The sequence below is a fragment of the Colwellia sp. 12G3 genome (assembly GCF_002836775.1).
GTDB lineage: Bacteria > Pseudomonadota > Gammaproteobacteria > Enterobacterales > Alteromonadaceae > Colwellia.
Map to the genome: position 1 here is coordinate 367,120 of NZ_PJAQ01000017.1, position 20,287 is coordinate 387,406.

The following is a 20,287-nucleotide window of genomic DNA, read 5'->3' on the forward strand; positions in this document are numbered from 1 at the left end:
ACTAATAACCGGCGCGAATAAAGCCACCGAGCCCTAACGCTTCAAGCTGTTCATTAAGATAACTATGCACTTCTCTAGCTGTAGTTAACGTTAATGTTTTATCTAAAATAATTTGTGCTTGTTCAAAAGCAATATGACGAATAACCCATTTAATACGTGGCACGTTATGTCCATTCATACTAATTTTGTCAAAGCCCATGGCCAATAATAAAATAGCCCCTGCTGGTTGGGCGGCAAGCTCACCGCATAAACTTATCGGTGTTAAATGTTGCGCTGATTGTTGGGCAATACTATTTAAAGCACTCAATACCGCAGGATGAAAAGAATCATATAAATTAGCAACTTGGCTATTATTTCGATCAACCGCTAATAAATACTGCGTTAAGTCATTACTGCCAACAGAAAAGAAATCAACACGTTTGGCCAAGGCTTCCATTTGAAAAATAACAGAAGGCACTTCTAGCATAATACCTATTTTAGGTCGTACTAATTTAGCGGAAACTGCTTGTGCTTTTAATTGTGCTTGTTGGAGAGTTAAGTGACCATCAGCGTTGCTTGCTGACATTAGCTCAGCCGTTATATCTTGGGTTAATTCAGCCTTAAGCTCAAAAAACGCCTGATTAATTAACCGTATGGCTTCATCAACTTCTTCAACACCAGAGATCATAGGCAGCATAATCTCTAAATTATTTAAGCCTTGATTAGCCCTCAACATGGCGCGGACTTGTACGAGAAATATTTCAGGGTGATCTAGAGTGATTCGAATACCACGCCAACCAAGAAATGGATTTTCTTCATTAATAGGAAAGTAAGGTAGTGATTTATCGCCGCCAACATCTAACGTACGCATAGTAACGCCATGCTTAGGGAAAACCTGCAACACCTTACGATATATCTGTGTTTGCTCTTGTTCTGATGGAAAACAGTTACGGTTCATAAAGGGAATTTCAGTACGATATAAACCAATACCCAAGGCGCCAAGTTTCGCCGTGTGTTCAAAACCTGCTGATAAACCAGCATTAAGTAATACTTCAATGGCCCTGCCATCTTGGGTAATACAAGGTAGGTGTGCTACTTCCATCACCTTATCGGTAAGCGCTTTTTCTTGGCTTAATAAATATTGATACTCTTGTATCAAGCCATCATCTGGATTAATAAATAGCTCACCACTATAACCATCAATTATCGCCTGCTGCTGATGCAACTGGCTAAGCACCGTTGCATTAACGCCCATAATGGCAGGCAGCCCTAATGAACGCGCTAAAATGGCAGAATGTGAGTTATTAGAGCCGGATAAAGATATAATTCCCAACAGGCCCTGATGCTGATATTCAGCCACCATTGACGCAGTAACGTCTTGTGCCAATAAAATAAATTCACTGGGTAAAGTCAGCTCTTCTGTCGCTTGTTGTTGAATATTAACCAATAAGCGAGTGCCTAAATCTCGAATATCACTCGCGCGCTCGCGAAAATAGCTATCTTCAATCGCTTCAAATTGGCCAATATAATGCTCAATCACTAACTTTAAGGCACTATCAGCACGCCAGCCTTTTGATATTTTATCCGCGATCTCTTTACCTAAGTTCGCCTGATCTAATAATTGCTTATAGACATCAAAAATAGCTAAGCTGTCATCATCAATAGATCCACTTAACTTACGGCTTAATGTTTCGAATTCTTCCCGAGTTTTTTCAACCGCTTGCTCAAAACGCAATAACTGTTTTTGCCTGTCCGGGGATTTTTTTAATGAGACTGCAGCAAGATCTGCTTGTGGTTGGCAGACAATAATTTCACTTAAGGCAATGCCTGGGGCCCCTGCAATGCCGTGTAATTGTTTAACACCTTGATTTTTTTCTTGCTGGTAATTAAGTAAACTTTTGATTTCAGCATTAGCCAAAGCGCCAGCGAGTTGCGCCGAAAGAGTCACTAAAAAAGCTTCATCATTTTCAGTAAAATGACGTGAGTTTTTTTGTTGTATCGCTAAAATGCCTAACACTTTTCGTTGATGAATAATCGGCGTACCTAAAAAGGCATTAAATTCGTCTTCTTCAACTTCTGGCGCGTGAATATAGTCTTGATGTTGCTGCGCATCAGCGATATTCAAGGGTTCTTCTCGTTGACCAACTAAGCCAACCAAACCTTCTGAAAAGCCAATACAAGACTGACCCTGTGATGTTTTTGCTAAGCCATCTGAGGCCATTAATAAAAAATGTTGCTGGTGATAATCAGCGAGATAAATTGAACAACAATCTGTTTTCATCGCTTTTTTTACACTATATACCATACGTTCAAGCGCATTTTGCAGTTCAGCTTCTTGGCTAAATTCCAATACAATTCGACGTAGGGTAGTTAACATTTAATTCCTCTGTAATTATTACCATAAAGTGAAAATTTATAAAAAAATAACCCACAATAAAGTGGGCTATTAGGATTCTTAATACGAATCTAACTCATAGTAATAATTAAATGTTATTGATGCTAAGCGCGACGTTTACGACGCTCTGGTCGTCTTTCATACGTTAGCGGTAAAGCAAAATTAGCAAATTCTTTCATGACCATACGATAAACATCTCGTTTAAAAGACACTACCTGCCTGACTGGATACCAATAGCTCACCCATCGCCAATCATCAAACTCCGGATGGGGGCTATGGAGTAAATCCACTGATGATTCTTCAGCAGTTAGTTTTAATAAAAACCACTTTTGTTTTTGACCAATACAAACAGGTTTAGAGTCATGTCTAATATAACGTTTTGGTAATCTATACTTTAACCAATGCTTAGTTGAAGCAACAATTTTCACGTGTTCAGGTTTTAAGCCAACTTCCTCATGTAACTCTCGATACATGGTTTCCTCAGCTGACTCACCTTCATCAACACCACCTTGTGGATATTGCCATGAATGTTGTCCAAACCGTCTTGCCCAAAATACTTGTCCCATGTCATTAATTATTACTATGCCGACGTTTGCGCGATAGCCTTCGGCATCGATCACAGGAACTCCTGACAATATATAAAATACTTGCCTCAATTCAACCATATTAACGTCAGTGGGGCAAATGATTACTTTGATTTTTTTAGTAAATCCATGATAATAAGCACTAACCTTAGTAAGTAAATATTTCCTGGTTAATTCTGCTTAATTTATGAACATTCCTTCTTCTGAACAAGCACTCATGCAAAACGCTCAAAATTTAGCTGGCTTAACCTTGGGTGAATTAGCTGAGCAAGCGGGTATTGCCGTCCCAAAAGATTTAACTCGAAATAAGGGTTGGATAGGTTTGTTACTGGAGCACGTTTTAGGCGCCAGTGCTGGCTCTAGGCCTGAACCAGACTTCCCCCACTTGGGTATTGAATTAAAGTCATTACCTATTAATGAACAAGCTAAACCGCTTGAAACAACCTTTGTCAGTGTCGCGCCCTTAACCGGCCTTGTTGGCGTTAATTGGCATAACTGTTATGTGCGTAAAAAGTTAGCGCGAGTTTTATGGGTACCAGTAATCACCCCTAAAGACGCGCCGATAAGTGAGCGTTTAGTCGGTACACCTTTTTTATGGTCACCCAATGCTGAAGAAGAGGCGCTATTAGCCCAAGACTGGCAAGAACTTACCGATATGATAGTGCTCGGAGAAGTAGAAAACATTCACGGTAAACATGGACAAGTGATGCAACTAAGACCCAAAGCGGCCAATAACAAAGCCAGAACCCAAGCATTTGACCGCAATGGTAAGCCTTTTATGACATTACCGCGTGGTTTCTACCTTAAAATAAACTTTACTCAAGGTTTATTGCATCGTTATTTACGGATTAACTAATATCAATTAGTCCTGATTAATCTGAAAGACATTAAAGATCAGTGACGCTTATTTCTTGAGAAATAGTAACAGTTTCACCTGCAGGTAAGGTTTGCCAATGAGTATTCGCCGCTTCTAAACAAACATATTGCTGCTCACCTTGTGGATGAATATCAGCCATGGTATTCGCTAACGCTACCCCTGGATTCCATAATACCCATTGCTGGCAATTACGGCTAACTATGTCAATTTTGCGCTGCCACTGACTATCAACAAGAGTCACTTTTTCACTACTGTGATATTTACGATCAATCTCACCAACACAACTCACCGCTTGTTGTTGTAGACTTGAATTACCCGTTAAGTTATCGCTGTAGCTAAGTCCTGTTAACGCATCGATACTCACATTACTTGGGTTACTAACGGTAAAATAACTATGTAAGGCGGCAGAATATTGTGCATCTTCTTGCGAAAGATTGCTCATAGCTAATGACTGTTTAAGACTGTCACCAAAAAATAGCGTCTGTGTTAACTTGTAAGCATTAGGCCAAAGCGGGTGTTGATTCTCTCCTGCCAATACCAAAATAACAGTAACGCCACTTTTATTAGCCTCTACACTTTCGACTTTCCATGGTAATTGTCGAGCAAAACCATGACTTGCCGCTTTTATCTCCTCAGTTTGTTTATCATTAGGACCAAACCAAGGCCAGCATAGGGGTATGCCACCACGAATAGCTTTACCCGATTGATAGTATGCTTGTTCACTTAACCACAAAACATCTTTATGGCCTGTCGGCTTAAAACTTAACACCTGACCACCGTACAAACTAATTTTTGCTTGGCAATGAGCATGATAAATACTGAGTCCTGCAAGGCACTCAGCAACATTACTTTGCCCTAGTGTGATTGAGGTAACTTGAGCGAAGTCGTTATTTAGTAATATTGTTGTCATGGAGTAAACTAACCGAATTAAGGTATTTGTAAGCTACGAGCGTCAAATTCTATAGAAAGCTCAGTTTGTTTGATAGCATAAAAGATTACCTGCTACCTTTACTGCCTTAATTACCAATTTTTACCGACCGACAAGAAGAATGAATACTCTCCTCCCGTCGCAAAGCCTATCCCTAATGCTGCGGGGCCAAAACTAGTATCGGTACCCAAATAAATGCTACCTGAGTTTATTAAATCACTGTATTTAACAGTTTCATCTACTGTCCAGACATTACCAGTTTCTAAACTTGTGCCTAAATAAATAGGTAAACCTGAGCCACCCGGCACATCACGGCCCAAGTCATATTGATAGACAACCGCAGCAAAAACTTTATGAACACCAATAAGGGCATCTTGTTGATAACCTGATAGATTTAAGAAACCACCTAACTCGGTGACATGAACACTAAAGTCGGTTTCATTATCTATGGTCGCAAAAGAGGTAATACCAACAAAGGTATGACCTCTAAAGCCAATTGCACCACGCCAATCTAGGGTAAAGGCAAGTGTTTTATCATGCTCTGCTGCTGTTAATTTAGGTGAGTATTTATCTTTTAACCACTGCACTTCAATTAATAGTTTATTGCCATCCGTAGGAAAATTAATGCTATCTAGCGTATCGTAACCAAAAGTTAAAAAACTGCCATAGGTTTCATAATCAAAATCATCCGTACCGGCTTCATCGATAGAAAGATCACCCGTTTGAGCAACAGCACCAAGCTCAATAATACCTTTAAAAGAATAATTGTAACCTAGTGCTAATTTCCCAAGATAATAATCATTTCTAAGCTCAGGGCGAAGACGTGTTTTTTCCCACTTATCTTGGGCAAAAGAGACTCTTGCTCTAGTATATAAATCCTGTTCTTTATTAATAGGTTGATGAAATTCAGACGCCAGTAAAGTCTCCCAGCCTAATTCAAGTTCATTCAACCAGCGTCCGCCATTACTGGTAACCTCTGTCATCAAATAAGACATATTAATTGAAGTAATAGATTGATCTGAAAAATCTGTTTTTAAATTAAAGCCAAAATCAAAGTAGTTAGGTCCCCAAGATTTGGCCTGGGTATGGAGAATTAAAACCCGACCTTGCTCGCTATCATTAAACTCAACCGTGACTTGCTCAAATTTATCCAAGGCATAAACTCTATCAATAGCTAAATCTAATGCCTCTTTAGATAATTCTTCACCTAACTTAACCGCAAAGTGAAGATGAATGATGTCATTTTCTACTTTTGAATTATTACGTATTTTGATCTCTATTATGTGTTTAGGTAATTCATCAAACCATTTTCTTGCCTTCATCTTTTTTTGGTTTTGATAAGCTTGATAATCATTATCACTGATTGATAACTTCATCAAAGCAGCTGACTGCGCATTCGCTTCTTGCTCACCTAACACTAGAGCTTGTGGCATAACAGACCAGTCTGTCGTACTTAAATCGTCAATTGCTGGACGCAACAATACATCTTTATCGGTAAGTAATGCCTTTTTCGCTAAACTGGTATTATTGGTTAGAATGGTAGATAGCTGATTGAGCACTGATACGGTACTGGTTAATTCACTTTGACCAGCAAGTGGTGAACCAATATCAACAGCAATAACAATATCGGCGCCCATTGCTTTAACAACATCTATCGGCATGTTATTAGTGATACCACCATCAACTAGCGTTTTTCCGTCAATAACAACCGCTGCGACAATACCTGGTACCGCAGCTGAGGCTTGCATGGCTTGATTAATGCTGCCAGAGTCGAGCACCACCATTTGTGCCGTGGCTATATCCGAAGCAACAGCACGATAGGGTATAGCTAAGTCATCAAAACTAGCAAAAGAACTAACAGTATCCGTTGAACGTTGTAAAATTTGATAGGCGCTTTGACCTAACAATAGACCATGGGGAACTTTAAATTCGCCATCGCTATAACCTAATCGTATTGATAAGTTATACCTATCTCTATGTTGTTTACTGGCATAAAACAATGATTCTCTTGGAATAAAGTCAGAGTAGCCATCAGACCAAGGTAACCCTAGCATAATGGTTTCAATTTCATCAACGTCATACCCTAACGCGTACATACCAGCAACATAAGCACCAATACTAGTACCGACGACATAATCAACGGGAATATTATGCTGTTCGAGTACTTTAAGCACACCAATGTGGGCTGTGCCTTTAGCGCCACCACCACTTAACACCAGACCAATTTTATCTCTAGCGTGTACCGTAAAAGTAAAGGTGATGAGTTTAATGATCAAAATAAAAAGAAGAATAAAGCGCATGATAGTTGCTTAAAAAAGAGTTAGTTAACGATAGGACGTATTCCAATGATAAAGATCAGTGGTTAAAATACAAGTTTATTCTCTTGATGCCATGTACACATTGCTCCGTAATGCCGTGCGATCTAATGCAAGCAAAGTTATTGACCCTATTAAAATAAAAAACCCGTATGTTAAGTGTTAACTTTACATACGGGTTTATATTTAACAATGCTGACACTCTCAATATGTATATTGTCGGTGTTAACTTATTTTAAACGTTATTTTAAAATTTATTTAGTATAAGCACGTGGCATATCTGTTGTTGTTGTATAGCGTTCTCGTAATGCATCTTGACGTGATTTTAATGACATAGCTTGACCGTTAATCCACATTGCATCAACTTTGGTGCTTATTTCAAAAGGGTCACTACTCCATAAAACTAAATCAGCATTTTTACCAACAGCAATACGACCGGAGTTTAGGTTAAAGCTATCAGCAACATTGGCAGTAACGGCTGCTAACGCGCTAGTTTTTTCAAGACCGTTGGCAATGGCCACGCCCGCGTCAAAACGTAACTGGTTAATGTTATGGCTTTCTCCACTATTACTGATGATTACCTTTACGCCAGCTTTTGTTAGTTTTGCCACATTAATAAGTGAGTTATGTAACGAATCAAAACTGCCTGGTAAGTTATCAATTGCACTCATCATCACGGTAACATTAGCCTTAGCTATTTCATCGCTCACTAAAACCGCATCACTTGCACCAGCAAGAACCAAATTAAGGTTAAACTGCTGTTTTAATTTAAGTAAAAATAAAATATCAGTCGCTCTATCTGCATAAGCTATTAATGGCTTATCACCTGAAAGAAGGTCATTCATTACCTGCTCTGAACGAGAAGGTATTTTAGCTTCTTTTTCTTCTTTGCCTTTTTTATTACTCGTTTTAGCTTTTTCTGCTTTGGCTAACGCTTTTTGTGCATCTTCCAGTTTATTGCTTAACGTTTGTAGTTTTGTTGCTCGAGAGCCTTTACTGTTGCTCCCCAGAGAAACGATTACTGCATTTTGCCCAGCGATAACACTGTCAAAGTCACCTGATAAGTTAACAACGAAGCTTTGACCAGTAAAAACCTTTTCGCCGCCATATGGGGTAACTAAACTACTGGTGATACCCCCTTTACGAGCATAGGCAATTAAAGTAGATTTAGGGTTAAACGCTAAACTGGCATCAAAGGTTTCATCTGCTTCTTTATCAGAGCTATCGCGAGTAGCGGAAACCGCTCCCACTTCAACTAAACCGAGTAAGTTACCTGAGGCAATAAATCCAGGAGTTAAAATACGCCCTTTAGCATCAATAACAGTGTCAGCATTAAGCGACTCTGGTACTTCACCTTTACTATATAGAGCAGTAATTTTTCCGTCTTCAACCAACACGGTTGCTTGGGATAAAATACCTTGTTTAGCTACGGTATAAACCGTGGCATTAGTTATTGCGATTGACTCAGCATTTACTTGGCTGGTAGTCACGGCTAGTGCGCCAAACAAAGCATAGCGCAATGAAGTAAGTAATTGAGTATTTTTCATTGTGATTCCTCTTATTTGGTTGCTGAGTTAGAGACAGCTTTGTTAACGTGATTATTCAACTGCTGTCCAAGTAAAAAGTCACTTTTAGCTTGGTATTTATCATCAAAACGATCATAAACTTTAGCGCCATCAATAAACACTTGTTCAGCTTGGGCATAAACACTAAACGGGCTCATATTCCAAACGACAACATCAGCATTTTTACCCGCTTCTAGACTACCTACTTTATCGTTAATTCCTAAAGATTTAGCCGCATTAGCCGTAATCCACTTAATAGCATCTTCTTCTTTTAGCGCAAAACCATTTTCATTGGCGCGGAACATAACTTTCGCCGCTTCTTGGTTTAAACGTTGAATAGTCGTGGCAGAATCAGAATGAACCACAGCACACGAATTTTTCACTGCATCAACAATGGCAACATTTTCTTCAACCATGTCAAACGCTTCCATTTTGAAGCCCCACCAGTCTGGCCACATAGCAGCACAATTGCCATTAGCAGCTAATAAGTCGGCTATTTTGTAACCTTCAATCGCATGATGAAAGGTGCCTGAGTGATAATTAAATTCATTCCCAAGGTCAATCATTACCGCCATTTCTTCTGCTTTATAACAATGGTTATGAATTAAAATCTCACCGTCTAAAACCCCCATTAACGTATCGAGTGCTAAATCACGTTTTGGTGCCTCTGGATTTTCCCCTGCACTGTAGTCGCTATCGTATTTATCCCACGCACGTTTATACTCAGTAGCAGCAAGCCAAGCACTTCGATAACCAGCAACATTCCCCATACGGGTAGAAGGTAAAACTTTTTGGCTGCCATAAACACGTTTTGGATTTTCACCACAGGCCATTTTCAAGCCATAAGGTGCATCAGCAAACTTCATGCCTTGCATCGTCTCACTCGGTACGTTGCGTAATGTAACGCCACGGCCACCAAATAAGTTAGCTGAGCCAGGTAATATCTGTAAGCTAGTTATACCGCCAGCACGAGCCGCTTGAAAGGCGGGGTCTTGTGGCCAAACACTATGTTCAGCCCAGACTTCCGAGGTATTAGGTGACGTCATCTCATTACCGTCAGAGTGTGACTCTACTTGTGGATTAGGGTAAACGCCTAAGTGAGAATGAACATCGATAATACCCGGTGTAATCCACTTGCCTTTCATATCAATAACAGTGGCTTGCTCTGCAGATAAATCATTACCTACTTGCACTATTTTGCCGTTAACTAACAAAATATCAGCATCATTTAATCGTTTGCCAGTACCCGTTAAAATGGTGGCATTGGTTAATAAAGTACTTTCCGCAGGTAGCACTTGATAAGTACTTGGGTAAGGATTTTTGTTAATGACGACTTTAGCATCTTGTTTTTCATTGGGTAGACAAGCCGTTAAACCTAACGACAGCATACTGGTGGTGAGCAAGGTAAACGCAAATTTCTTACTAATAAGATTATTAGTAACTAAATTACGTGATAATGATTTTTTAAGCATTGTAATTCCTGTAGCGAACATAATGCCTAATACCATAAATTTATTTTGATAAAACAACAAGGTTATGACGATAAACAGTCACTTATCTACGTTTAATTACACTTTTTATGGTAAAAACGCGCGATTAAGCAACGACAACCTTGTTTCTGCCACTATTTTTCGCTTGATAGAGTGATTTATCCGCATGAGCAACAAAGCTCTCCGCATTGATAAAATAATCATTTTGCCACTGACTTACCCCGATACTAACCGTGACTGATATTTTTTTATTGCCAATGTTAATTTCAAGTAGTGCTATTTTTTTACGTAATCGTTCCGCAAATTTGTGTGCATTGACCAATTCAGTATTTGGCATAACAATGACGAACTCTTCTCCACCAATACGCGCAACAACATCACTACTGCGCACTGCCTCAAGACAAGTTTGATAAAACAATACCAAGACTTCATCCCCTGCGCCATGACCATGATTGTCATTAACTTTTTTAAAGTGGTCGATATCTAGCAACATAATAGACAAGGGCTGACCATGATTATTAACATTGGCGATTTCTTGATCAAGTACCTCATTAAAATGATGACGATTGACAGCGCCAGTTAAGGCATCGGTTAATGCTAGCTGTTGAAAATGGTCCTGCTGGGATTTTCGGTACTTAATCTCTTTTTTCTGCTGATTAACTGTCGCTTTATAAACATCTGCCTGTAATAATTTCCGGCGCAGCTTTTCAAAAGCTAACTGCATAGAGCCAATCTCATCTTTATTAGCCATAGGTTCAAAGTGAATGTTATTTTGTCCTGCTGACATATCATTTAAGGCATAAGTTAGCTTTCGTACTGGACTGATAATGCTGTAATTAAGCACCAGTGCAAAAAATATTGCCGCCAAGAGAAATAGCGATAAAGCAAACACAATCAAATAACCTTCGGTTCTTAACGCTAAGCTTTCCTTATAGATTTTTTCATCAAATTCACTGATAAGCCCCACAACAATGCCATTTAACTTATCGACCTTATCAGACATAACCTTAAACCAATGGGCGGCTCTTGTATCTTTATCGCCAAGCGCCATGACTTTTAGATAAGAAAGTTCAAGTTGTTTACGTTGCGCTATCGCATCACAATACTCTGCACACAATGATTTCTGCGTTAAACTGGCTGAACTGGCGAATGTTCTCAGAGTACTTATTTGTTTACCAAACAGTAAGCTAATATCAATGTTTTGATAAAGATCAGCTTGCTGACTCTCTGCCATTTTCAAACCAAGAGCACGAATTTGCCCGACAAATTCTTTATAGCGTAATATAGCATTAATGGCAGAAATATCATTACCGTAACTTGAGCCTATTTCTCTATGAACTAATCGATCGGCTACCGACAGCAACTGCCCTATTAACTGTGTGTAAGCATTATAGGTATCATTAAAGCTAACCATATTCTGATCTAAATGCATTCTAAGAATGGACAAATTAGTGACGGTTTGTTGCACGTTAAGCATGTAAGCACTAATGCTTTTCTTCATTTCAGCATTTTCTGGCTGCTCTAGTAACCATAGAAAATAGTTGATTTTACTATCGGTATCTTTCCTGCGCGTATTTAATTGTTCAGCAAAATTTCTATAATTAGAGCTGGTGTATCCAGTAGATAAACCCCGTTCAGCTTGCAGCGAATGAGTAATACCATTGACATGCGTTATAACGGAGTTAAAACCTAAGACCTTCGAGATATTGTGATAGCGTTGGTAATTCGCTTTAAGTATAAAAAAGCAAAGTATAAGCACAGCAACAACCGGCAGTAATGTAGTGATAAAAACTCGATGGCTCAAAGTAAGATAACTTGATAACTTCACCGAAAAATAACGCAACCAAGGATTTTTAGCTTTCTTTTGTGTTTTATAGAGCTGGAATTGCTGATAACAATGTATTGCGGGTACATAGTCTAGATCTTCTTCTAGAATATGTTTGATTAACCATTGCTGTAAAAAGAGTATTATTTGATCTTTAACTACCTCTTGTTCGGTAACATCCCCAAACCATTGTTGCTTTAATTGTGGGATTTTTTTAATAAAATCTTGATGACTCTGTTTATGGGCAACCAGTTGTTGATAGTCAATTTTAGCTAAAAAGGCTTCCTCTTTAGCAAAATGCAATTGGCAATAACATTCAAGCTGTTCAAAGACATTGTTAATGTGGCCTTGTTCAAACTTGTCATTTTTAGCCGACATCAATTGCGCTAAAATGGCAATAAGCTGTTTATGGTCGTCATCGAGGCTATCAATGCCGACACTCATTCCTTCGTCCCAAACCAAGTCTGCCATAACTACTCTACACTTCCTTTTTATTGCACTTCAATTCACTTAAAAAGAACTGCACATTAGTTTGTATACTTATCATCCTATCTGGTTTCATAGGTTATAGAAAAAGCAGTATCAGACCAATATAAAAAGGTAAACTTTATCGAGTTTTGTTAACAAATATCGATAGGATCAAAGCTTTGAGTTTTGTATAACGAAATGCCAATAGCACTAGCGTTAATAGCATGTAAAATAATGGCGACATAAGCTCAGACTTTACTGACCAATAAAAATGTACTGACACCAAAATGGCGATAAGATAACTGTAATTATGCAATTTTTGCCACGACCTTCCCATTTTTCGTTTAATACGATTAAGGGACGTAACAGCCAGCGCAGCTAATAAAACAAAAGTAATCATACCTATGGTTATGTAGGGACGCTTAACAACTTCATTAAAAAATAACGACCACGCAAACTGTAAATCAAAGGCTAAAAAGTTCAATACATGCATAAACGCATAAGTAAAAGTATATAGTCCCAGTAAACGTCTTACTTGTAATAAATAGCCCAGCTTAAATTTTTTGGCGATAGGCGAAACAGCCAGTGTTACTAATAATAAGTTAAACGCACCGATACCAGTAAAATGAATAACTCGCTGAACAGGATCAGCACCAAGCTGATCATTAAATGCAAGATAATATAAGTTTAGTAAAGATAAAAAAGCCGCTAGGTGTATCACGACTTTCAATAGGAAAACTTTGTTCGAAGTGGTTAACTTTTTACTCATATAAGATTTTTCCTAATAATTTTTACTTAAATCCATCTCTTTATACATATGCGCTACCTGTTCGCCATAGCCGTTAAAAGGTAAAGTCTCAATGCGGTTTCGCGCAAACAACCCACCGGAGGTTATGCGCCTTTCACTGGCTTGACTCCATCGTGGATGATCGTGATTTGGATTAACATTGGCATAAAAACCATATTCACTAGGCGCCAATTTTTGCCACGTTGTTTCTGGCTTTGTACTGACCAGCTTAATGCGAACAATCGATTTTATGCTTTTAAAGCCATACTTCCAAGGCACCACTAAACGGATGGGTGCACCATTTTGTGGTGGTAAGGTTTTACCATATAAACCAACACTCATTAAAGTGAGCGGGTTCATCGCTTCATCAATACGTAGCGCTTCCACATAAGGATAAGCGATACCGCCACCTAAACGCCTATCATCTTGACCTGGCATCTGCTTAGGGTCATGAAGCGTTTCAAAAACCACGTATTTAGCGGATGAGTTTGGCGCTACTTTATTTAATAAACGAGCTAAAGAGAAACCTATCCAAGGGATCACCATAGACCAAGCTTCTACACAGCGCAGTCGATAAATTCGCTCTTCTAAAGAAAACATTGTCGTTAAGTCATCGTAATCTAAGGTGATAGGATTATCGCATTCACCCGAAATAGTTAACTGCCATGGATTAACCTTAAAATTTTGGGCTAACTCGGCAGGTTGATGTTTTTGTGCACCGAACTCATAAAAGTTGTTGTGACTAATAACTTTTTGTTCCGGGGTTTTAATTAAAGAAAGATTATCTGTGTCTGTAGCAAATGTTAATGGTGTTGTCTTGAAGTTGGTAATATCAGTATCTTTGCTATCAAAAAAACCAGCGTTAGCTGTTTTAGGTATTGCAGAGCCTATTAGAGCACTTGCACCGAGAAACCCCATACTTTTAACAAGCTGACGACGCTGTAAATAGACTGATTCATCCGTTATGTCGGATGTTTTTAACGCGGATTTTGGTTGGATTTTTATCAACATAAATGAGCCTATTAGATTTTCAGAATATGATTAATCTAATAGACACCTTTTTATGTTAAATAATTTCAATAATAACGTTTTAAATTATCCACAATATTTTAATAAAAGGCTAAATAACTTATTTAAAAAGCAGAATTAGGCAGCCTTAGTTAAGCTTTGCAAGTGGCTAACCACATCATTTGATTCATATAACCATTGAACTTGGCCATCAGCTTGTTCAATACGTAAACAAGGCACTTTACGTTTACCTCCTTCACGAATAAGCTCTTGTTGAAAATCATTTTTGCCACTGATGTTACGTAGCTCAATTTTCAAACCTTCACGCTTCATCGTACGACGGACTTTCACACAAAATGGACACGATGGTAGTTGATACAAGCTTAATGTTTGTGTTTTAGTATCAATTTTCGCTTGTTCATCTACCGCACGCTTTGGCGAACGTGGTGAAAAGATAAAGTTTAGTAATAAAATTAATTGCCCTATTGGCCAACGGATAGCTTTCATCAACATAATAAATAACAACTCTTGGTAATCAAATAAATTTAAAAAAGCTAACATATTGTTTATGCTAACCAATGTTATAACGTGAGTTTTATTAGGGGTCTCGACACCTAATTTTTGCGATATTCTAACACAACCGAAGGAAATTTATCCGCCTGTTATTTACTGTGGTAAACGTTCTACCCGATTAACTATGCAATAAATGAATAGTTAATCGGGTGAAATCTCTACCACATCAAATCATCTGGTATTTGATAATCTGCGTACGGATCATCTTCATTTGTTTCTTCTACTGCTATTTTGTCGTTTTGAACTAATATGATGGTGCTGTCTAGCTCGGCTACTTTAGCAGCCGTTTCACTAGTGACAAGATAGGTAGTATCATTTACCCCACACAATGCCAAGCGACCATTTACTAACGCTTTATGGGTGATGCTATCAAGCGATAACTTTTTAACTTTAGTACCAAAAGTGTAGTTATATTCACTTTCGCCTCTAACACCGGTGATTTGGTGATGTTCAAGAATTTGATTGATACGTAATTTTTGCTCTTTATTGGCAAGTTCACTATTTTTTGCATCATTAAGCGCACTATCTTTGGCCATTTTATCTGCTTTTGATATGGCTAAGTCTTGCTTTACTTGCTCTTGTAAACTGGCTCCATGCTCAACACCACTTCGCTGTTGCTTGTTTTTCTTACGCTTATCAGCATTGGCTTGACGTGTTTTTTGTTTGGTGGTTAATCCAGCTTTGAGCAATTGATCTTGAAGGGAGGCCATCGGTAATCCTTAAAGCGTTAGTACGATATGAATAAAGTATCAGTACAATGGGTGAATAAAAATTGGCGCTATTCTACCTATATTTACGTTAGAGTGCGAATAAATCCCGCTACCAATCAACCTGCATCTTTAAGAATGCACTATGGATGTTAGCGATTATAAAATAACAATGAAAGTGTCAATTTGGGTTTTATTAATGCAATGACCATCTCTATGTACTTAAGGAGCTACCTCCCCGCTGTAAAATAAAAAGCGATACTGACATTTACCCTAGTATTTCAAATTGATAAACTCATGAGTTCTCGGTCTTTTTAGCTCATTCAGTCGTTTAACCCTCCTTATCTTATAGCTAATAGTTTAACGAATTCAATAGCTAAGAAATAACTTTTAGATGCCTTACTTTCAATTATTAATTATATGCGTTAATGTACGTCTGCTTATTATAAATATTTTATAATAAATATGATTTCATAATACAGAAATAGGAAGAAGTATGTCTCAAGCAAGTGCACGCCACCTTTTAGTGGATACAGAAGAACAATGTTTAGCCTTAAAAGCAGAAATAGAAGCAGGTAAAGACTTTGCTGAAGTTGCTAAAGAGCATTCGAACTGCCCATCAAATGCCCAAGGTGGTGATTTAGGTAGCTTTGGCCCAGGTCAGATGGTTCCTGAGTTTGATAAAGTTGTTTTTTCAGCGCCTTTAAATACAGTTCAAGGTCCGGTACAAACGCAGTTTGGTTACCATTTATTAGAAGTTACAGCACGTGACTAGTAGCGATTAAATCGAAACGCTTCAGGAGGTTTGATTTAATAAAGCTTAATGAAATAAAACTCTATTTATTAAAGAGAATAAAAAAGCCGCAACAAGTTGCGGCTTTTTTGATTCTGTAATCTGGTCAATATTGACTAACTAAACATTGCCTTCATAATCCAGAAGAAGATGATAGATAAACCAGCACCTACCGGTAAGGTGATAACCCAAGAAACAACTATGTTACGTACTACAGTCAAATTAATCGCGGCGATACCACGTGCCATACCTACACCTAACACAGCACCAACTAGGGTTTGTGTTGTTGAGATAGGTAAGCCTGCACCAGAAGCAATAACGACGGTACTAGCCGCAGCTAATTCAGCAGCAAAACCACGGCTCGGTGTTAAATGTGTAATACCTTGGCCTATGGTTGCAATAACTTTATGACCAAACAAGGCTAGGCCAGCAACAATACCAAAACCACCTAATGGTAATATCCACCAAGCAATCGCTGATTTAGCAGCAATTTGTCCATCATGTTCAACAATACTTACTACAGCAGCTAATGGACCAATAGCATTGGCAACATCATTTGAGCCATGAGCAAAAGCCATTGCACACGCAGTAACAATCATAAGTATCGCGAATACTTTTTCTACATTCGCGTAATGTGCCTCTTTCGCAAGCGTCTCATCAAACTTTAATCGGCTAATAAAGTACTTACCAATAGCGGCTACAATAACAGCGACAATAGCGGCTAAGTAAAAACCACCTGCGCCCTTAATTTCAAAATTAACAAAGCCTAAATCAACGTTTTCTAGGCCTATATGCTTAAGGCCTTTTTTGATAGTCACCAATGATAAAACAAAGCCGGCAAGGAACATGTAAGCAGGAACCCAGCGTTTTGCTTGTTGCAGTGGTTTTTCTGTATCAAAAATAAGTTTTTGCGCACTGTTAAAAATGATAAAGGCAATAATACCTGAGATAAGCGGTGTGATAATCCAGCTTCCCACGATACCGACTACCTTGCTCCACTCTACTGCGTCTGTACTAACACCTACGGCAGCAAAGCCAACAATAGCACCAACAATGGAATGTGTTGTAGAAACAGGCCAGCCTAAAGCTGAGGCGATTAATAGCCAAGTAGCTGCAGCAAAAAGCGCAGAGATCATGCCATAAACAAGCAGTTCTGGTGTGTCAATAAAGTAACTAGCATCGATAATGCCTTTACGTATCGTTGACGTCACTTCACCACCAGCAAGGTAAGCACCGGCAAATTCAAAAACCATCGCTATAATAATGGCTTGTTTAATTGTTAATGCTTTTGAACCAACAGAGGTTCCCATCGCATTCGCCACGTCATTGGCACCAATGCCCCATGCCATGAAGAAGCCAACTACGGCAGCAAGAATTACAAAAGTGCCGCCTGAGTTAAGTATAATATCCATCAGTTAAGCCTTATTTTCTAGCAAGAAGAATTTCTAAACGTGCACCTACACGTTCAGCAAGATCGGCTAAATCGCCAACCCAATCAATAATTTGATATAAGAACATTACATCAATTGGATTCAAATCCTTTTCAATCGCTAATAAGTTTTTACGCAAAATAATTTGTAAGCCATCCGTGTCATCTTCAATAGCATCGAGCTGATTGATCATTTTCTCAACCAATACAACTTCACGTCCACGAAAACCAGTTTCTAATAAATCATCTAATTCATTTATCGCTTCTGCTGCTTTTTCAGTAGCATCAATACAACGCGCTAAATAAATAGAAAACTCAGCTTGTAAACTAACCGGTACTTCAAGCTTGCGCCCCAATACACGACCAGCAATATCTTTTGCTTTGTTTGCTATTTTGTCTTGTTGGGTAAGTAATTCAAGTAAGTCAGCTCTATCAACTGGCATAAATAAACCACCAGGAAGCTCTAGACGTAATTGACGTTTAAGGGTGTCAGCATCTTGCTCTAACTTTGAAAGTTTACGACGAATTTTTGCCGCTTCACTCCAGTCATTTGCAGTACATGCCTCAAAAAAAGGAATTAGTTGTTTACTACATTTAACAACTATTTGAATATGTTTTTCTAACGGTTTTATCGGTGATTTTGCAAATACACCTAGGATTGTATTTCTGGCCATAATTGTGTTTCCAGTCAGTATAACTCTCGTCATTGCTATTCGTTGCGGATAGTAACCCATTTAACTTCTAATGTTAAATGCTAATGTTAAATGCTAATAAAGGGCTGAAATACGTGCCTTCATTAGCTAACCGTAACCGTGAAATTCTGTTTTGCTGAGTACATCTGCAGTACGCAGTTAATTCATTGAATTTATTATATTTTACATAAAAAATTAACTTGGAAATGAATTATAAATTTTTCATATCTTCAGCGGTGGTGTGGCGTACAACCTTGCCTTTAACAAAATAAATAATGTACTCACAGATGTTTTGACAGCGATCTCCAATACGTTCCAATGCCCTTGCTGACCAAATAACCGTCATCACTTGTGGTATTGAACGTGGGTCTTCCATCATATAGGTCATCAATTGACGCATTAACGCTTCATACTCACGGTTAATTTTGTCATCCATTTGATGAATTTTAATCGCAGCGTCGCAATCCATGCGCGTAAAGGCATCGAGACTTGCTTGTAAAAACTCTAGCACTCGTCGACCTAAATTATCGAGATTAACCAATAAATCTTGCTGTGATGAAGAAAAACTTTCTAGCGCAACTTTGGCTATTTTCTGTGCCTCATCACCTATTCGCTCTAAATCGGCAATGGTTTTCACCACGGCCATAATTAAACGTAAGTCGCCAGCAGCAGGTTGGCGCTTGGCAATTATACGCGTACATTCATCATCAATACTGACTTCATAAGCATTAACTTGATAATCATTAGTTAATACTTGCTTAGCTAACTCAACATTAGCTTGCTCAACAGAAGCTAATGCATCAGTTAGCTGTTTCTCGACTAAGCCGCCCATATGCATAACATTATTAATGACGCGTTCTAAATCTTCATTGAATTGGCCTGAAATATGACGACCAATCTGTAAATTATCCATGGGATGTCCTTCCAAAGGTATGTGCTTGCATCTTATCTCTACTTATTACGAATAGAGTATTAACCATAACGGCCAGTAATATAATCTTCAGTTTTCTTTTTCAGTGGCGTGGTAAACAAAGTATTAGTGTCACTGTACTCTATTAAATCACCCATATACATAAATGCTGTTTGATCTGACACGCGCGCAGCTTGTTGCATATTATGCGTAACGATTACCACGGTAAATTGCTTTTTAAGATCATTAATTAGCTCTTCAATGGTTAAGGTTGAAATGGGATCGAGTGCTGAAGTAGGTTCATCAAGTAATAACACCTCAGGTTGAATAGCAATAGCACGAGCAATCACTAAACGTTGTTGCTGACCGCCAGAAAGACCTAAGGCACTTTCGTGCAATCTGTCTTTCACTTCATTCCAAAGCGCCGCACTACGCAATGATTGCTCGGCTGCTTCATCAAGTTTTCGACGGTTGTTTTCACCCATAATACGTAAACCATAGACCACATTTTCATAAATGGTTTTAGGAAAAGGATTAGGTCGTTGAAATACCATGCCTACTTTTCGTCTTAGCTCAGCAACATCCACATGTTTGTCATAGATATTATTGCCATGAAGATTTATCTCACCCGTGATATGGCAATCATCCACTAAGTCGTTCATGCGATTAATAGAACGTAATAACGTTGATTTACCACAACCACTTGGCCCAATGAACGCTGTTACCTGCCCTTTGGGAATAGACATAGTGATATTATTTAACGCTTGTTTTTTACCATAGAATAAATTTAATTTATTAATATCTAAGGCAACTTGATCTGGTGTTAAATTTGTTAAATCTAACTTTTTTTTAAAAGATGTATCTGAGCCAGGCGCTAACGCTTTTGGGCTAATAGAAATCATAATAGGTGCTTCTCTAATTACTTTTCATTAATCATTAAGTATGAATTTAAAATTATTAAT

Annotated in this window: 17 protein-coding genes; 2 read left to right on the top strand and 15 right to left on the bottom strand. The window is 38.4% G+C overall.

Annotated features, from left to right (window positions below; translation table 11 throughout):
* Position 1: 1 nt before the first annotated feature.
* Together ptsP and rppH are read right to left on the bottom strand one after the other, a co-directional pair.
* A complete protein-coding gene (ptsP, locus tag CXF71_RS07100; RefSeq protein ID WP_101232248.1) occupies positions 2 to 2,356 on the bottom strand; it encodes a phosphoenolpyruvate--protein phosphotransferase in 2,355 nt (784 codons plus the stop codon).
* A 122-nt stretch (positions 2,357 to 2,478) separates the two neighbouring features.
* Positions 2,479 to 2,994, bottom strand: a complete 516-nt coding sequence (gene rppH / locus CXF71_RS07105) for an RNA pyrophosphohydrolase (RefSeq protein WP_101232249.1) — start codon at positions 2,992 to 2,994, stop codon at positions 2,479 to 2,481.
* A 151-nt stretch (positions 2,995 to 3,145) separates the two neighbouring features.
* On the opposite strand from rppH, the gene mutH reads away from it, so the two are divergent.
* Positions 3,146 to 3,814, top strand: coding sequence for a DNA mismatch repair endonuclease MutH (gene mutH / locus CXF71_RS07110; RefSeq protein ID WP_101232250.1), 669 nt, complete (start codon positions 3,146 to 3,148; stop codon positions 3,812 to 3,814).
* A 31-nt stretch (positions 3,815 to 3,845) separates the two neighbouring features.
* Here mutH and CXF71_RS07115 read toward each other — a convergent pair whose 3' ends face one another.
* The 9 genes from CXF71_RS07115 to CXF71_RS07155 all read right to left on the bottom strand — a co-directional run bounded on the left by CXF71_RS07115 (position 3,846) and on the right by CXF71_RS07155 (position 15,504).
* Positions 3,846 to 4,745 carry a D-hexose-6-phosphate mutarotase gene (locus CXF71_RS07115; protein ID WP_101232251.1) on the bottom strand — a complete coding sequence of 300 codons (900 nt, stop codon included), beginning with the start codon at positions 4,743 to 4,745 and terminating at the stop codon, positions 3,846 to 3,848.
* Between the two features lie 110 nt (positions 4,746 to 4,855).
* Positions 4,856 to 7,063 (bottom strand): patatin-like phospholipase family protein, encoded by a 2,208-nt coding sequence (locus tag CXF71_RS07120; protein ID WP_101232252.1) that lies wholly within the window; start codon positions 7,061 to 7,063, stop codon positions 4,856 to 4,858.
* A 269-nt stretch (positions 7,064 to 7,332) separates the two neighbouring features.
* Entirely contained in the window at positions 7,333 to 8,625 is a 1,293-nt protein-coding gene (locus CXF71_RS07125; protein ID WP_101232253.1) for an amidohydrolase family protein, read from the bottom strand.
* 11 nt (positions 8,626 to 8,636) lie between these two features.
* Positions 8,637 to 10,115 carry an amidohydrolase gene (locus tag CXF71_RS07130; RefSeq protein ID WP_101232254.1) on the bottom strand — a complete coding sequence of 493 codons (1,479 nt, stop codon included), beginning with the start codon at positions 10,113 to 10,115 and terminating at the stop codon, positions 8,637 to 8,639.
* 124 nt (positions 10,116 to 10,239) lie between these two features.
* Positions 10,240 to 12,429, bottom strand: coding sequence for a bacteriohemerythrin (locus CXF71_RS07135; protein WP_101232255.1), 2,190 nt, complete (start codon positions 12,427 to 12,429; stop codon positions 10,240 to 10,242).
* 136 nt (positions 12,430 to 12,565) lie between these two features.
* Positions 12,566 to 13,195 (bottom strand): protein-methionine-sulfoxide reductase heme-binding subunit MsrQ, encoded by a 630-nt coding sequence (gene msrQ / locus CXF71_RS07140; RefSeq protein ID WP_101232256.1) that lies wholly within the window; start codon positions 13,193 to 13,195, stop codon positions 12,566 to 12,568.
* 12 nt (positions 13,196 to 13,207) lie between these two features.
* Positions 13,208 to 14,224, bottom strand: coding sequence for a protein-methionine-sulfoxide reductase catalytic subunit MsrP (msrP, locus tag CXF71_RS07145; protein WP_101232257.1), 1,017 nt, complete (start codon positions 14,222 to 14,224; stop codon positions 13,208 to 13,210).
* Between the two features lie 135 nt (positions 14,225 to 14,359).
* On the bottom strand, positions 14,360 to 14,728 hold the full coding sequence (locus CXF71_RS07150; RefSeq protein WP_101232421.1) for a glutaredoxin family protein: 369 nt from the start codon (positions 14,726 to 14,728) through the stop codon (positions 14,360 to 14,362).
* Positions 14,729 to 14,952: 224 nt separating this feature from the next.
* Complete coding sequence (locus tag CXF71_RS07155) at positions 14,953 to 15,504, bottom strand: DUF2058 domain-containing protein (protein ID WP_101232258.1); 552 nt, start codon at positions 15,502 to 15,504, stop codon at positions 14,953 to 14,955.
* Between the two features lie 493 nt (positions 15,505 to 15,997).
* On the opposite strand from CXF71_RS07155, the gene CXF71_RS07160 reads away from it, so the two are divergent.
* Positions 15,998 to 16,276 carry a peptidylprolyl isomerase gene (locus tag CXF71_RS07160; protein WP_101232259.1) on the top strand — a complete coding sequence of 93 codons (279 nt, stop codon included), beginning with the start codon at positions 15,998 to 16,000 and terminating at the stop codon, positions 16,274 to 16,276.
* Positions 16,277 to 16,410: 134 nt separating this feature from the next.
* Here CXF71_RS07160 and CXF71_RS07165 read toward each other — a convergent pair whose 3' ends face one another.
* From CXF71_RS07165 to pstB, 4 genes are all read right to left on the bottom strand, one after another.
* Positions 16,411 to 17,706, bottom strand: a complete 1,296-nt coding sequence (locus tag CXF71_RS07165) for an inorganic phosphate transporter (RefSeq protein ID WP_101232260.1) — start codon at positions 17,704 to 17,706, stop codon at positions 16,411 to 16,413.
* Between the two features lie 10 nt (positions 17,707 to 17,716).
* Complete coding sequence (locus CXF71_RS07170; RefSeq protein WP_101232261.1) at positions 17,717 to 18,397, bottom strand: TIGR00153 family protein; 681 nt, start codon at positions 18,395 to 18,397, stop codon at positions 17,717 to 17,719.
* A gap of 229 nt (positions 18,398 to 18,626) precedes the next feature.
* Positions 18,627 to 19,328 carry a phosphate signaling complex protein PhoU gene (gene phoU / locus CXF71_RS07175; protein ID WP_101232262.1) on the bottom strand — a complete coding sequence of 234 codons (702 nt, stop codon included), beginning with the start codon at positions 19,326 to 19,328 and terminating at the stop codon, positions 18,627 to 18,629.
* 59 nt (positions 19,329 to 19,387) lie between these two features.
* Positions 19,388 to 20,227, bottom strand: a complete 840-nt coding sequence (gene pstB / locus CXF71_RS07180; RefSeq protein WP_101232263.1) for a phosphate ABC transporter ATP-binding protein PstB — start codon at positions 20,225 to 20,227, stop codon at positions 19,388 to 19,390.
* Between the last annotated feature and the right edge of the window lie 60 nt (positions 20,228 to 20,287).